This is a genomic window from Sporosarcina sp. FSL K6-6792, from assembly GCF_038004885.1.
In the GTDB taxonomy this organism is placed as follows: domain Bacteria; phylum Bacillota; class Bacilli; order Bacillales_A; family Planococcaceae; genus Sporosarcina; species Sporosarcina psychrophila.
In genome coordinates this window covers 3457653-3472377 of the sequence record NZ_JBBOSA010000001.1, presented here as the reverse complement: position 1 = coordinate 3472377, position 14725 = coordinate 3457653, and the positions used below count along the sequence as shown (strand labels likewise).

12 protein-coding genes are annotated in these 14725 nt (G+C 42.8%); 4 read left to right on the top strand and 8 right to left on the bottom strand.

What is annotated here, in order from left to right; translation table 11 throughout:
- Window positions 1-16: 16 nt before the first annotated feature.
- Both bshB2 and MKZ26_RS16970 read left to right on the top strand, forming a co-directional pair.
- A complete protein-coding gene (bshB2, locus tag MKZ26_RS16975; RefSeq protein ID WP_340766892.1) occupies window positions 17-700 on the top strand; it encodes a bacillithiol biosynthesis deacetylase BshB2 in 684 nt (227 codons plus the stop codon).
- A gap of 281 nt (window positions 701-981) precedes the next feature.
- Window positions 982-2334 (top strand): YjiH family protein, encoded by a 1353-nt coding sequence (locus tag MKZ26_RS16970; protein WP_340766891.1) that lies wholly within the window; start codon window positions 982-984, stop codon window positions 2332-2334.
- A 528-nt stretch (window positions 2335-2862) separates the two neighbouring features.
- Here the strand turns inward: MKZ26_RS16970 and MKZ26_RS16965 are convergent.
- The 7 genes from MKZ26_RS16965 to MKZ26_RS16935 all read right to left on the bottom strand — a co-directional run bounded on the left by MKZ26_RS16965 (window position 2863) and on the right by MKZ26_RS16935 (window position 11084).
- The gene (locus MKZ26_RS16965; RefSeq protein ID WP_340766890.1) at window positions 2863-3807 is read right to left on the bottom strand and encodes an L-threonine 3-dehydrogenase; all 945 of its coding nucleotides are present in this window, start codon (window positions 3805-3807) and stop codon (window positions 2863-2865) included.
- Window positions 3808-4456: 649 nt separating this feature from the next.
- Window positions 4457-5689 (bottom strand): glycine C-acetyltransferase, encoded by a 1233-nt coding sequence (locus tag MKZ26_RS16960; RefSeq protein ID WP_156476113.1) that lies wholly within the window; start codon window positions 5687-5689, stop codon window positions 4457-4459.
- 36 nt (window positions 5690-5725) lie between these two features.
- Window positions 5726-6793, bottom strand: coding sequence for a hypothetical protein (locus MKZ26_RS16955; RefSeq protein ID WP_340766889.1), 1068 nt, complete (start codon window positions 6791-6793; stop codon window positions 5726-5728).
- A 99-nt stretch (window positions 6794-6892) separates the two neighbouring features.
- Entirely contained in the window at window positions 6893-7525 is a 633-nt protein-coding gene (locus MKZ26_RS16950) for a YczE/YyaS/YitT family protein (RefSeq protein ID WP_340766888.1), read from the bottom strand.
- 126 nt (window positions 7526-7651) lie between these two features.
- Window positions 7652-8143, bottom strand: coding sequence for a Cys-tRNA(Pro) deacylase (gene ybaK, locus MKZ26_RS16945; protein ID WP_067213293.1), 492 nt, complete (start codon window positions 8141-8143; stop codon window positions 7652-7654).
- A 63-nt stretch (window positions 8144-8206) separates the two neighbouring features.
- Window positions 8207-8809: a hypothetical protein gene (locus MKZ26_RS16940; RefSeq protein WP_067213296.1), complete on the bottom strand. Its 603-nt coding sequence runs from the start codon at window positions 8807-8809 to the stop codon at window positions 8207-8209.
- A 100-nt stretch (window positions 8810-8909) separates the two neighbouring features.
- On the bottom strand, window positions 8910-11084 hold the full coding sequence (locus tag MKZ26_RS16935; protein WP_340766887.1) for a DNA topoisomerase III: 2175 nt from the start codon (window positions 11082-11084) through the stop codon (window positions 8910-8912).
- A 173-nt stretch (window positions 11085-11257) separates the two neighbouring features.
- Here MKZ26_RS16935 and MKZ26_RS16930 point away from each other — a divergent pair, with 173 nt between their 5' ends.
- Window positions 11258-12322 (top strand): PseG/SpsG family protein, encoded by a 1065-nt coding sequence (locus tag MKZ26_RS16930; RefSeq protein WP_067213300.1) that lies wholly within the window; start codon window positions 11258-11260, stop codon window positions 12320-12322.
- A 24-nt stretch (window positions 12323-12346) separates the two neighbouring features.
- Window positions 12347-12532: an SE1832 family protein gene (locus MKZ26_RS16925; protein WP_067213302.1), complete on the top strand. Its 186-nt coding sequence runs from the start codon at window positions 12347-12349 to the stop codon at window positions 12530-12532.
- A gap of 696 nt (window positions 12533-13228) precedes the next feature.
- On the opposite strand, the gene MKZ26_RS16920 is transcribed toward MKZ26_RS16925, so the two are convergent.
- Window positions 13229-14686, bottom strand: coding sequence for a phospholipase D family protein (locus MKZ26_RS16920; protein ID WP_340766886.1), 1458 nt, complete (start codon window positions 14684-14686; stop codon window positions 13229-13231).
- Window positions 14687-14725: the final 39 nt, after the last annotated feature.

The window sequence follows — 14725 nt, the reverse complement described above, 5'->3', positions numbered from 1 at the left end:
AGGAGGCAATTTTTTAATGATTAAAAAAGAACGTCATGTACTTGTCGTATTCCCCCACCCAGACGATGAAGCATTCGGTGTATCCGGTACCATTTCTTCTTACAGAGATATCGGCGTACCTGTTACGTACGCTTGCTTAACACTAGGTGAAATGGGACGTAACCTTGGCAATCCACCATTTGCAAATCGCGAAACATTGCCTCAAATTCGCAAAGAAGAATTGAAAAAAGCGTGTGAAGCAATGGGACTCGATGATTTACGGATGATGGGATTCCGTGATAAAACAATCGAATTCGAAGATGATGAAAAAATGGTTAAACTAATTGCAGATTTAATCGAAGAAACGAAACCTTCACTCGTCATCACATTCTATCCCGGACTTGCCGTTCATCCCGATCACGACGCTACTGCGCGTGCAGTTGTGCGTGCAGTCCGAAGAATGCCGGAAACAGAACGTCCTACACTTCATACACTCGCCTTTGCGAATAATACCGTTGAAGTCCTCGGCGAGCCCGATGTCATTCACGATATTTCAGCAAATGCAGATAAAAAAATCGCAACACTCAAAGCTCATGCATCCCAAACCGTTTGGATGATGAAAGATATGGAGATAAAATGGAAAGCGCAGGACCCAGATGCACTTAAATGGCTTAACTTTGAGCGTTTTTATACCTATCAGTGGGATAAAGACTTCGAATAAGAGGATTATAAATGCTTCTCTTCAGGAATATTTATATTGAAAGAGACTACGAAATCAACTTGATTTTATAGTCTCTTTTTTTATGTATTTTTATTAACTAATCAAACTATTTATACCCTAGAATACAATTCGTTACTATATGATAGCTACAAGGTTTTTCGAAAGCAATAGACTGAAAAGTTATAATAGTATATACTTTATTCATTAAGATATAAAACAATATAATATGTATAATTATTCACCATATACATGTTATACTGTTACAAAAAGGGGAATATAAAATGAAAAAATTTGCTTTATCCACATGGTTCTATTTTCTAGTTCCATCAATTCTCGGTATTCTTTTGTTCATGATACCGATGAAGTATTCCGGGGAATGGAAAATACCAATTGCCATATTTGCTGATTTACTATCAGGGGCGATTGCTCCGGTTATGCCATGGGTTGCTACAATTACTTTAATTATTGCGGCACTTGGTTCGGTTGTATTTTTGGCTATCCGAGGGGACAAGGCCAAGCCATCCTTTATAACAAATTTATTCAAAGTATCGCTCTTTTGGACAATCGTCCGAATTATAGGTGCTACTTTAGCGGTACTTACCTTGCTTCAAGTTGGCCCAGAAGCTATTTGGAATGAAAATACGGGGGGACTTCTGCTAAGTGAAACCGGTCTCGTTACATTCCTGTTTACAATCTTTTTATTCGCAGGAATTCTCTTACCACTTCTTCTAAATTTCGGTTTACTTGAGTTTTTTGGAACAATGATGGTAAAAGTTATGCGCCCTCTTTTCAAAATACCGGGTCGTTCTTCCATCGATGCACTGACATCATGGATTGGGGATGGAACAATTGGTGTTTTGCTAACAAGTAAACAATATGAAGAAGGTTTTTATACGAAGAAAGAAGCAGCCATTATTGGAACGACTTTCTCTGTTGTATCGATTACATTTTCTATCGTTATCATTGAAGAAGTTGGACTTGGCGCTTACTTCTTACCATTTTATGGTACGGTCGTTTTAACTGGTCTGATCCTTGCATTTATTATGCCACGGATTTATCCTCTTTCAAAAAAGAAAGAAGAATACATAGACGGTAGACCATTTACTGGCGATGAAGAAAAACTACCAGAAGGATACAGTGCTTTTTCACACGGACTTGAAAACGCATTAACAAAAGCGAATAACAGTCGTTCTATGGTTAAAACTTTTTCTGAGGGCCTAAAAAACGTCCTCGATATGTGGATTGGTGTTATTCCAGTCGTTATGGCTTTCGGAACAATTGCATTAATTCTTGCAGAGTATACAAGTGTCTTCACGATTTTAGGGAAACCGTTCGAACCGATTCTGTCCATCCTAGGTATCCCTGAGGCGGCAGATGCGGCGCAACTTATGGTCGTCGGATTCACGGACATGTTCCTGCCTGTAATTCTTGCGAATGGTCTGATTACATCTGAGTTGACATTGTTTGTTGTTGCCACTGTTTCAGTAACACAACTCATTTTCATGGCGGAAGTTGGGGGACTTCTGCTAGGCTCAAAAATTCCGGTAAACTTTTTCGAACTTGTTGCCATTTTCCTTTTGCGCACAATCATCTCATTACCGATTATCGCAGGAGTGGCACATCTTTTATTTTAATGAAACATGAAGACCTTGCAGATTAGTGCAAGGTCTTTTTTTGTGGGTGGTTATGATTGGTTCTACGTGGGATGTGATCGGGTGGCGTAGGGTATGATTGGGTAGCATGGGATATGATCGGGTCGCGTAGCTTATGATCGGGCGACGTGAGATATGATCGGTTCGCGTTGCTTATGATCGGGCGACGTGGGATATGATCGGGTAGCGTAGCTTATGATCGGTTCGCGTGGGATATGATCGGGCGACGTGGGATATGATCGGGGCGCGTAGCTTATGATCGGTTAGCATGGGTTATGATCGGGCGACGTGGGATATGATCGGTTAGCATGGGATATGATCGGGTCGCGTAGCTTATGATCGGTTCGCGTGGGTTATGATCGGGTGGCGTAGCTTATGATCGGTCGACGTGGGATATGATCGATTAACATGGGATTTGGCCGATTGGCATAGGATATGATCGGTTCGATAAGGAAGTGCCATCTTTCATTCCAAAATAAAAGCCGCGGAAAATTTCCCGCGGCTTTTATTTTACACATTCAATTTAATTTTCAGTTTCGATAACATGTCCACTGTCATTTTATCCAAATCATAGTTCGCTTTGAAGCCCCATTCATTTATAGCAGCTGTTGGATCAATCGAATCTGGCCAGCTATCAGCAATCGCCTGGCGTACTGGATCTACATCGTATGCCATTTCAAAAGTAGGAATCTGTTTTTTTATAGAAGCCGCAATTTCAGACGGTTCAAAACTCATCGCTGTTACATTAAATGCATTGCGGTGAATCAGTTTCGTTGGATCTGCTTCCATTAAATCAACAATCGCCTGTAACGCATCCGGCATATACATCATATCCATGCGCGTTCCTTCTGCAATATAAGAAGTGTATTTCCCTTCTTCAAGTGCTTTGTAGTAAATATCGACCGCGTAATCCGTCGTTCCGCCGCCCGGTTGCGCTACATACGAGATGAGCCCAGGGAACCGAACGCCGCGCGTATCCATTCCGAATTTGTGGAAATAGTAATCGCATAGTAATTCACCTGCAACTTTATTGACACCGTACATTGTCGTCGGTCGTTGCAATGTGTCTTGCGGTGTATCTTTTTTCGGTGTTGAAGGACCGAATGCACCGATTGAACTTGGCGTGAAAAACTGCATTTCCAGTTCGCGTGATACTTCAAGTGCGTTCATAAGACCGCCCATATTGAGATTCCATGCAAATAATGGCTCATCTTCCGCTTTAGCAGATAATAATGCAGCCATGTGCATCATCGTATCTGCACCGAAATCCTTTGCAAGCGCATGCATATTGTTCGCATCTGTCACGTCAAGTATTTCAAATGGGCCACCTGTTGCTGCATCCGTGCGACGTATATCTGTTGCCAAGACATTCTCTGTGCCATATTCTGAACGTAACTTTGTAATTAATTCTGAACCGATTTGACCTAAAGCACCCGTAACCATGATTTTTTTCATTATTACTTATTCCTCACTTTCAAACATTTGTATTTATGGAGAGTACACCTATATTATATTTTTATATTTTTATTGATTCTACAGCTTTAATCCATTATAAAACGTTCTCCCGGAAAAGACAACGTTGTTTTTAACCTTGATGAATCCCCACCGAGATTCCCGGTATAATTAACGTTAAACTTGAGGTCCACGACGACGTGATTAGTATGCCACTCTATATAAGGAGTCGATTTTAAATTTAACAAATGAAAAAAGCCCCTAGTTAAGGGCTTATTTGTTTGTATAAGTATGCGCTTGTTCGTTGATATTACACTTTTTTCATTAACAGCGAATCGTTTTTGCAGTTTGCCATGAACTTACCCGACTGCTCCATAACTTTAACGTTGTTTGCCATGACTTTGCGACAGCGCCATGAACTCAACCGATTACTCCATGAATTCAATGCCCTTTGCCATGACTTTGCAACAGCGCCATGAACTCATCCGACTACTCCATGAATTCAATGCCCTTTGCCATGACTTTGCGACAGCGCCATGAACTCATCCGACTACTCCATGAATTCAATGCCCTTTGCCATGACTCCACAGCGATCCTTCTAACCCCCAAAAAATCCCGGATAGCATACAAGCCATCCGGGATTCCTCATTTATTATGAAATTACATTCAGTTCTTTACCAACTTTTTCGTAAATGACGAGTGCTTCGTCGATCATTTCTTTGGTATGCGCTGCAGTTGGCATGTTGCGGACGCGACCTTTTCCTTTAGCGACTGTTGGGAAGACGATTGATTTAGCATATACGCCTTCTTCCGCAAGACGTTTAGAAAATTGTTGTGTCAGCTTCTCTTCGCCGATGATGCATGGTGTGATTGGTGTTTCAGAAGCACCGATATTGAAACCTAATTTCTTAAGTCCCGCTTTTAAGTAATTACCGTTTTCCCACAGTTTATCATGTAGCTCTGTGGATTCCGATATCTTGTCCAATGCGCCCATAATCGCAGCGACATCCCCTGCAGGAAGTGCCGTCGAGAATAAGAATGGACGTGAACGAACTTTCAGCCAGTCAATCAATTCCTGCGTTCCTGCAACATAGCCGCCGACAACACCGATTGCTTTCGATAGGGTACCCATTTGGAGGTCAATCTCTTTTTCAAGACCGAAATGTTTGACGGTCCCTTTTCCTTTACCAGTAACGCCTGAACCGTGCGCGTCATCGACATAAGTGATCAAGTCGAATTCCTTCGCGATTTTCACAACTTCAGGAAGGTTGGCGATATTGCCGTCCATCGAGAACACGCCATCCGTAATGTACATCACTTTTTCATACAGGCCGGATTCCGTTGCTTCTTTTGCTTTTGCACGGAGGTCGTCCATATCTTGGTGATTAACGCGAATTACTTTCGCACCGGAAAGGCGGCAGCCGTCGATAATAGATGCGTGATTTAATTCATCCGAAAGAATCGCGTCTTTTTTAGTCATGACAGCGGAAATTGCCGCCATATTACAGTTGAAGCCCGATTGATAAGAAATTGCAGCTTCCGTTCCTTTGAATTCAGCAAGCTTCTTTTCCAACTGAACGTGGATATCGAGCGTACCATTGATTGTACGGACTGCACCTGCACCGACACCGTATTTTTCAGTTGCTGCAATCGCCAATTTTTTCAAATCTTCGTCTGTTGCAAGTCCCAGATAGTTATTTGAAGACAAGTTAATAAGGTCTTTTCCTTTAATTTTAATGATTGGGCCGTTTGGTCCCTCAATAGGGTCGATTTCGTTGTAAAGTCCTTGATCACGAAGTTCTTTTAGATTCTCCTGTAAAAATGCAGTGAGTTTTTTTGACAATGTAATCTTCCTTTCAAACAAATGATACCCCCATTTTAGCATACGACCGGCCCAATCGTAGTATAAAGCGCATACTTGTTAAGTTAGTTCCGAAAGAATTTTCGATTTCTTTTCAAAAATGGATGGCATAATCGCAGTATCCATCGTAGCTTTCATGCTATTTTCCGCTTGTGCATAGGCCTGCATATAGCCGGCCGCGTCAAGCATTTTCTCCGTGTAGGCTTCATGAATGACACTGATTTCCTTTTCCGCCTCTGCATCTTCCTCACACATATGCACGAGGTCTAGCAATTCATCCCCGGGATATTCCACATCGTAAACATGTGGATTCGTTGCGTCAAGAAGACATACCGACAGTTCAGGGAAAATAACTAAATCGACTCCCGCTGGATCCAGCCCACACCAGCCATATTGAACGTCAAATCCACGCTTTTCCGCTTCGGAGCCTAGCGCTTTCATAAGTGTCGATTTCCCGGTTCCCGGAAGGCCTTTAATAAGAATTCTCCGTTCCAAACGCTTCGTAATGGATGGGATGAAATCTTGCGCCCCTCCTGATGTCAATGAACCGATTAGCCTGTGCGAGACAGCCGCTTCCTTATTCAGCTTGATTGTTCCAAATAATTCTTCTTTTAATGATGCTATTTTGTTTTCATGAACCTCCCACATCATCCTTCTGATATTCACTTTCTCCCAATCGTCATGAATATCTTTTGCTTCCGCTAGCGATTGCAATGCTTTGCCGAGTGCAATTCCAGACTCCGCTAATTTCTCCACAATTATTCCATTTTGCCCAACCAACTTGACTTCATCATAGACATCGTAAAAGCTGATCACTTTATGCTTACCGCCGATATCCGCTGGTTCGAGTGCAACTGGATGTGACGCTTGTAGAATAAGCAAGTTCGGTCCTTTAACATAAATTGCATCCGTTTTGTCGGGTTGCACAGGATCCATGAATCGATCGACGTCATAGCCACGCTTTAAGTAATGCGTAGTAGCTTCATTCAACACGTTTGAGATGGCGTTTGTCGGTGGACATTTTAGAAAAAACGTTTGTGAAGCGGATGCAATTAGTTTGTCATATTTATGGGAGATACCAGCACCTGTATAGGCTGTCCCCATATATTGGGTTATCGTTCCATACATACCGATCATCCTTTCTGTACATACGATTAACGTATGCTCAGACAATAAAAAAAAGCACGGCTTCGAGGCACATGCTTGAAAAAAATAATTATTTTTGATTTAGGATAAAGCCTCTTCTTCCTCTTCGCCGATAACTTTCAACAAGAACTTGCGGCATTGTGGCAATGTATAATGAGCAATTTGCCCCAAGAATAAAGCAATTAACACTGTCCCAATTCCAATTGGCCCTCCGAATAACCAGCCTATAAGTGCGACAATGACTTCAAGTGTAGTACGAACTTTTTTTACGCTGGCTCCCGTTTTTTTAACAAAGACGAGCATAAGACTATCCCGAGGACCCGCGCCAATATTTGGTGAAATATAGATCCCAACACCATACCCCATAACAATTACACCCACTGAGAACATAAGTATTTGCGCACCCATCGAAGTGATATCTGGTAGCAGCCAGTTGAATAAATCGATAAAGAGTCCAATTAAAATCATATTCAGCCATGTGCCAATCTGCGGCCATTCTTTCAAAACAGCGGCAGTTGAAATGATAATAATGAATCCTGAAATAATCCCCCATGTTCCAATCGTCAAGCCAAAGTTTTTGTACAATCCGACATGCAATACATCCCACGGGGCAATTCCAAGTTTTTGACCTTTTATCGTCATTGAAATGCCTAGCGACAGAACCATCATACCCACCAAAAAGAATGTCCATCTCCATATTAATATCTTTCTCATATAAGTCCTTCTCCCTAATGATAGTGTAAGTAGCTAGCAATAATAAAAGACACTCACGTAGCTTGCGTGAATGTCTTACTTGTAATCTATTCATTGTAACATGGCTTCTATCCTATATACAGACCGTCAACTTTTCACTATGTCGATAAAAAGTGCTTCAGTCACCCTAGCCAACTCTCCGGGAATCAGTTTCATTTGTAATCCTGGTTTACCCGCACTAACAATCATCGAGTCGAGACTTTCGGCTGATTTGTCAATGAATGTCGGGTATTTCTTTTTCATCCCGACAGCTGAACAGCCTCCGCGCACATAGCCCGTTTCTTTCGTCAGCTCTTTCAACGGTAGCATATCAAGCTTTTTCACTTCAGCAGCTCTTGCCGCTTTTTTCAAATCAAGTTCGTCCGCTACTGGCACTAAAAAAATGAATAGTTCACGCGGTCCTGCAATCGTGACAAGCGTCTTATAAACGACATCCACTGCTTGTCCTGTTTTTTCAGCGACGGAAATCCCATCCACCAAACCATCGTTTACGTCATATTCCATTAGTTCGTAGATTACATTTTCCCCATCCAAAATCCGCACTGCATTCGTTTTTACTTGCTTACCTTGCTTTGCCATTCGTTCATCTCACCTTTCCAACAACAAAAGGTCGCCATTTACTAGGCGACCTTCCGTATCCATTCATGCAATTTTATAAAAGCTCGGCCGATCGATTTCAAATCCCTTCTGTTTCATTAAAACTTGAAAAGAATAAGATGAAATCGCCTTTTCGTACCGTCTTTGCGTAATGAGTATTTCGCGCTCGAGATCGGAGGGAAGTTCTTTGGATGCCATTTTTGCAGTATCGGCTTCTTCACGTGCTGAGGTAATGTCAATTTCGGATTGAGCCCTGTTGTGCAATATGATCTGCGCTTCTGTCCGCATAATTTTTGCTGATGCAGTTGCTGCAAGATTATAATCCGCCGTTGTCGGTTCCGGTTCTGATATTGCTTCAGCCCGCACATCTTTCCAACTAGCAATCGTCTCTTCAAGCGTCGTTCCAATCGGCAGCGCAATCTGCTTCATTTGTCCTGCGCCAAGCTGCCGAGGTTCAGGCCTCTTCGATTGATCGATTTCAGGTTCTTTCTTACCTATCAACAAAGCCTCTAGATTTTCAACCGTTTTCTGATTCTGCCCATTGTATTGCACATTACGATTATAAGCACTTTCAGCATTCCTGCGCCTGCTTGCATCATATCGTTGTATAGGATCGCTTGCTATAGCCTGGGTCATAACGGCATTCATCTTACTTCACCTCCACACTGTCGTATTTGCATAAATCTATTAACTCAAGTATACCCAATTCATTTTGAAGAATAAACCCTACGAAAGCGCTATAAAGGAATCACTTATCGAATAGTTTCTTTAGCGCATCTGCCATCGCCGTATTCTCCAACTCTTCCGGTGCTCCTTGTTTTTTCATGTACTTCTGAACATCGCGTTTATCAGCTTTCTTACCACCCGAGTTTTCTTTCCGCTTCTCAAATGCCGATAACTTCTCACGGTGACCACATTTACAAACGAAAATTCGCCCGTCGCCTTCTCCGCGCATCTCCAATTTCTTTTTACAAACTGGGCATCTAGCATTCGTCAGCATGGAGACGTTTTTACGATGACCGCACTCACGGTCCTGACAAACTAGCATTTTTCCACGTTTGCCGTTCACTTCTAACAGTAGTTTACCGCAATCTGGACACGCTTTCCCCGTTACATTATCATGTTTATATTTTTTATCATCTGTTTTAATTTCAGTAACGGTTTGCTTCGAAAAGCCAATCATATTTTTCATGAATTCTTCTTTTTTCATCTGGCCATTCGCGATTTTTGTTAGACCTTGTTCCCATTCCGCTGTTAGTGCTGGTGATTTCAAATCTTCTGGAACGAGCTCAAGCAACTGGCGTCCTTTAGATGTCGTGTAAATATCGTTACCTTTTTTCTCCATAACAAACGAGTTGAATAGCCGCTCAATGACATCTGCACGTGTTGCAACTGTTCCGAGTCCGCCTGTTTCACCAATCGTTTTGATAAGCTCTTTTGATTCCCCCTGCATGAACTGCGAAGGATTTTCCATCGCCGCAAGCAAAGTTCCTTCATTGAATCGAGCAGGCGGTTTTGTTTGACCGTTCGTCATAACGATGGCCTGAATTTTCACTTCTTCACCTTTTGTAAATGGTGGAAGTGTATCCGTGTCTAGCTCTTCTTCCTCTGTCGAATAAACTTTTTTCCAGCCTTCATCCGTAACAGTACGGCCTTTTGCTTTGAATGTCTCCCCGCCAACTGCGAGTTCAGCGGTTACTTGGTCATAACGGAACGGACCGAAGAAGACAGCTAAAAAACGTTTGACGATTAAATCATATAAACGCTGTTCCTTATCAGATAAGTTTTGAAGAATTGGCGTTTCCTCGGTAGGAATGATGGCATGATGATCTGATACACGTTTGTCATCAATGACGCCTTTCTGCGGTTTAACAGTGCCAGCACGCAGAAGTGAGTTAGTCGCTTTACGGTATGGACCAATATCCACAGCTTTAATGCGCTCTTTCAACGTGCTTTCCATATCTGATGTCAGATGCTTCGAATCGGTACGCGGGTACGTCACCGCTTTATGGCGCTCATATAAATTTTGCAATGTCGACAGCGTCTCTTTCGCTGACCACGACCAACGACGGTGCGCTTCTTTCTGGAGCTCTGTTAAATCAAATAAATGCGGTGCTGGCTGTGACTTCGGCGTCGTTTTTACTTCTATCACTTTTCCAGCATGAACCCCGTCAATTTTCTCGAGTAACTTTTCAACCTGTTCTTTATCGAACGACTGCGTTTGACCCGCTTTATCGTGCCATGTAAACTTCGCGGTTTCCGTCAATGCTTGCATACCGTAGAATGATCTCGGCTTAAAATCACGGATTTGATGCTCACGTTCTGCAATCATAGCAAGTGTCGGAGTTTGAACACGTCCCGTTGAAAGTTGGGCATTGTATTTAACGGTCAGCGCACGCGTTGCATTAATGCCGACAACCCAGTCTGCTTCCGCACGGGCTACTGCTGCCTGATATAAGTTTTCATAAGCGCGGCCGTCTTTTAAGTTGTTGAAACCATCTTTAATCGCTTTATCGGTGACCGATGAAATCCACAACCGTTTAACAGGCTTGCGAACTTTCGCTTGTTCTAGAATCCAGCGTGCAACAAGTTCCCCTTCCCGCCCCGCATCCGTCGCGATGATAATATCTTTCACATCATTGCGCAGAAGCTGCGCTTTAACCGCATTAAACTGTTTCATCGTCTGACGGATGGGTACCAGTTTGAACGGTGCAGGAATAATCGGTAAATGTTCAAGTTTCCATTCCTTGAATTCATTGCCATAGCCTTCTGGATCCGCATGTGTCACTAGATGGCCCAGCGCCCACGTCACGATATAATTGGTTCCTTCAAGAAATCCATTTCCTTTTTTATTGCAGCCGAGTACCCGCGCGATATCGCGAGCCACGGATGGCTTTTCAGCTAATACAAGTGATTTAGACATAGGTAAATCCCCCTTCTTCATACATCGATTATACGGGAGAACGCGATTGGATGCATGTCGGGCGAATGAAATCGAATCCTCTCACAAAAATCACCCATACACTTACATAGACATATCTTAATCGTCCAATACATAAGGTTATAGGGATGAATTGAACAATCTAGCAAGAAAGGGTGATTCCAATAGACGGACAACAAAAGAAAACAGTCGCCATCCATATTTCCAGGTCGGACGGAAAAGGGACATACCCCGCACGCAGAGCAGCCATGATTACAAACGCCTTGGCTGACGAAATAGATATCGTATACTTATGCGGAGTGGATTCTCCGCCAGTGCCCGAGGGATTTAAAGCAATTTCAACCCCAAGCAATGCGCTATTTTTACAGGCACTCGCGTCGATTAAACCTGATCTACTTCTCCGCGATAGCGGCTCTACTATTCAAGAGGAGATTGAAAAAATAACTGAACTCGTCCCCTCCATCATCCATTTCGATGATTTTGGCGACGGTGGTAAATGTGCTGACCTCGTATTCCAGACATTGTATGTCGAATCGAATGATAGTGCGCCAGATCATTACGTACTTGGACGAGAGAGTTTCATTGCTGACGAACAAATGGCTTCAGTTAAGCACATTGGACTTCGCAAAGCCCAACTGGGACCTCTTCCCCATTTAGTGATTTCATTTGGCGAAGAGGATGAAGGAAACTTGACCTACCGGGCGTTGCGTCATATTATGCAACTTCAAATCCCACTCAAAGTGACCGTTCTCATCGGTGAACAGTATGCCCATGATACAAGCACAATCCGTATGATGGCACTCGAAAGGCGGAATACAACCGTATTGGTGCCTCCGTATAACTACGCCGAAATTTACGCCGCAGCAGATATAATTTTATGCGCTTCTGGCTACATGCCTTATGAAGTCGCTGTAATGGGTATCCCTTGCGTCGTGCTCGCACAGAACGATTTCGAAGTGGGGCTTGCTTTTCCGAAAGAACAGCACGGTTTCATTCATCTTGGTCTCGGTCGAAAAGTAAAACAATCGAGTTTGTTGAACGCCATCATGGAACCCCTCTTGCACGAACCGCTACGCAAAAAAGCGATTGCACGACAAACCGCACTCGGGCTCGGGGACGGAAAAGATGCTGTATGCGAAGCGATACGCTATTACCTCGAGTATCCGAAGCGCAATACTAGTGGCGGCGCAGGAAAAAAAACGTCCGATATGCTACACTGAGGTAAAAGCTGAGGTGTTTTTCGGATGAACAAACGTCAAGTAGAAACAGCAATCATGGAACTCAAAATGGACTATATCAGTTTGCAAGGTGATATCGAGAAGCTCGAATCGACCGGTAATGACAGCTTCGTCAAGAAAGCTGAACTGCGTCTTGCAACGTTGGAAGAAAGTCTCGCGGAACTGAACAAGCAACTTGCTGAATTTGAATGAACAAAAAGGCTATCCGGGACAAAGGATAGCCTTTTTGTTATGCATTTTTCCATTCGACCATAGCTGCTGGCAGACCGATTATATCTCCTCGCTGACCAACCATAAATATTCCGCAACCAGCTTATCAACTCAAAAACTATAAATGTTGAATTAAAGAATCCCATTGAATCTGCTGTGGTACTCGATAATGAGAGAGTTGTAATTCGGGGTGTGGATTGTAGAACACTTGGCGCTTTGGGGATGCCTCTCACCGTAATCCTGGATTAGCGCTTCGCATCCAGTCTTACGGCTTGGGCGACCCCTTTGCCGCGCCTGCGCTAGGGTGTTCATTTTCGAGAGAAATATGATTTTGAGATGTATATGCCGAGATTATACTGTGATTACTAGTTGATACTACTTATAGTCAAGAAAAACACACTCCTGGTTGCAGATTTCATCACAGATAAAGAAACGCTCTTTCTCACATAGACCATCCAGCGAAGACGCGACTTCGTGGTAGCCGGAGCGATAAGACTGAAAGCGACCTCCTTTCTGGCTTATCGCGGGAGGCATTCACAAAGCGTCGAAGCGGTATTCGTAGGATTTCTATTTCATTCCAATTATTAGTTTTTTTCAGTAGCCTTCCAAAAGCCCTTGTAAAGCGCATATGCCGTATTCATTTGTTCAACATATATAGCTATAAAAGTATTTCCAACCTCAATAAGTCGTCATTTTCAACAATTTCTGTAAACCATAAATACCTCGTTGGAAGAAAGTGAATCCATCTTGAAATTCTTCCACGTCAAGCGTGTACAGCGCATCCTCATTGTTCCATAGTCTACTAAAGTAAGTATCTATCTCTTTAGTTAACTCGCTGTCATTCGGAGCAATGACCCGCAGATTGGCTTCTAGATTATAATTATCGAGCGTGCGTTCAGTTAAATTAGCAGAGCCATTCGCAATGTAGGTTTCCTTAGCTGTCTGAACAACCACGAGTTTTGTATGGTATTGACCAATAACCGTATTGTACCAGCGAACATCAATTTCCCCATCCGTTTCTTCCAGCATCTCCTGTACAACTGGCCTGTTCGGCAATCCAGACTTTTCTTTACCGAAGGAGTTTTCATTCGGGTCTAAAATCATTTTCACATCGACACCGCGGTTCGCAGCATCGATAAGTGCATTGACAAGATCACGTTTTGCAATGAAGAACATCCCAATTCGAATTGTATCCCCTTTTTGCGCTTTCGCAATATCGCCAAGAAGCCCATCCAAGATTTTCTTCTCCGTCAAATATTGGACGGCATAGTTTCCCCCGTTTTGTTCCGGCACTTCTACGCGTGGCAATTTTCCACCATTCGTATAGTTGACGACCGCTTCTTCCGCCTCTAAAATATCGTTCAGTACACTGCCTTTCACCTTCAATGCCACATTGCCGTGAAAACCGCTTGCGTTATGCGGATTTCCTGATGATACCAGTGCTTCTTTATCCGTTACAACAGTTTTACGGTGGTTCGCCTTAACATTCAGTAACGTAATGTAAGAAGCCAGCGTCATTTTAGGTGCCTTGCTTGACATAGCGTTTGCAATCCAGCTCGTTTTCTCAATATCCAACCAGCGGAATATCGTCCTGTATAAACCAGAATAGATTGGAATTGAATCGCGGAGCGGATCCAAATCAGTGTAGATAACTTCAATCCCTGCATCTTCCATCTTTGTGAACCATTCTGTTTCATAAGAACCGTATCCTGTATTCAACGGATCTGTGATAAAAATAATCGGCATTTCAGGATGTTGCTGTTTTTTCTCCACCAGTTTCTTTGTCATTGTTTGTGCGATTTCTGGGAATTCTATGTCTTCATCGTAATAATGATCGAATAGGAAATAATCGAGCACGATAAATTGCTCGGCCCGGTCGATCATCGCGTAGACTTCATCGAAAATCGCCAACTCATGCACCATGTTGTCCCCGTCTTTGTTTTGTGCATAGGTCAAGTCCGTAAACATATCAACTTCGTCCGTCCAGTGCAAATCACCTTCGTATGAAATTCCTTCGGGGAGTTTTTTAAATGTATTCAGTAAAACAACACCTATATAAAAAAGAGCATACACTGACAGCACTATCACAATAATTCGCTTGCGTTTGCTCCAGCCTTTCTTTTTGTTCTTTTTCATCACACAACCATCCCCATTCAAACATATCAATCTATTTAT